Here is a 576-nt window from a genome sequence, read left to right on the forward strand (position 1 = left end):
TAGCATGGCTATTACTAAAGAAGACATTTTGGAAGCCGTTGGTTCTTTGACCGTAATGGAATTGAACGATTTGGTTAAAGCTTTTGAAGAAAAATTTGGCGTTTCTGCTGCTGCAGTTGCAGTTGCAGGTCCTGCAGGTGCTGGTGCAGCTGCTGCTGAAGAGAAAACTGAATTTGACGTAGTATTGGCTTCTGCCGGTGATCAAAAAGTTGGCGTGATTAAAGTTGTCCGCGCTCTCACTGGCTTGGGTCTGAAAGAAGCTAAAGACATCGTTGACGGTGCACCTAAAACTCTGAAAGAAGGTGTTTCTAAAGCTGAAGCTGAAGACATCCAAAAACAACTGGAAGAAGCCGGCGCTAAAGTCGAAATCAAATAATTTGATGCTTCCTATGAAGGCTGGCAGTTTTCTGCCAGCCTTATTTTGCTTCTTAAAATAAGCATCAGGCATTGTTTACATTTATTTGCATAGCCTTTATAAAATCATTGCAAATAAATGTAAATATCAGATTGATGCATGCCGTTGTTTCAGACGGCCTATTATTTAAAATTGCTTTTCGGAGTGTATATGAGCTATTC

The 576-nt window shown here is 40.5% G+C and carries 1 protein-coding gene; it reads left to right on the forward strand.

Annotated features, from left to right (window positions below):
* Positions 1-4: 4 nt before the first annotated feature.
* The gene (rplL, locus tag ACTHUM_RS17940) at positions 5-376 is read left to right on the forward strand and encodes a 50S ribosomal protein L7/L12 (protein WP_070583257.1); all 372 of its coding nucleotides are present in this window, start codon (positions 5-7) and stop codon (positions 374-376) included.
* The last annotated feature ends 200 nt before the right edge of the window (positions 377-576 follow it).

Source organism: Neisseria sp. P0021.S006, assembly GCF_051956895.1.

Bases quoted from the DNA above. Each gene is read 5' to 3' on its own strand.
- rplL (WP_070583257.1), top strand. From the start codon at position 5: ATGGCTATTACTAAAGAAGACATTTTGGAAGCCGTTGGTTCTTTGACC.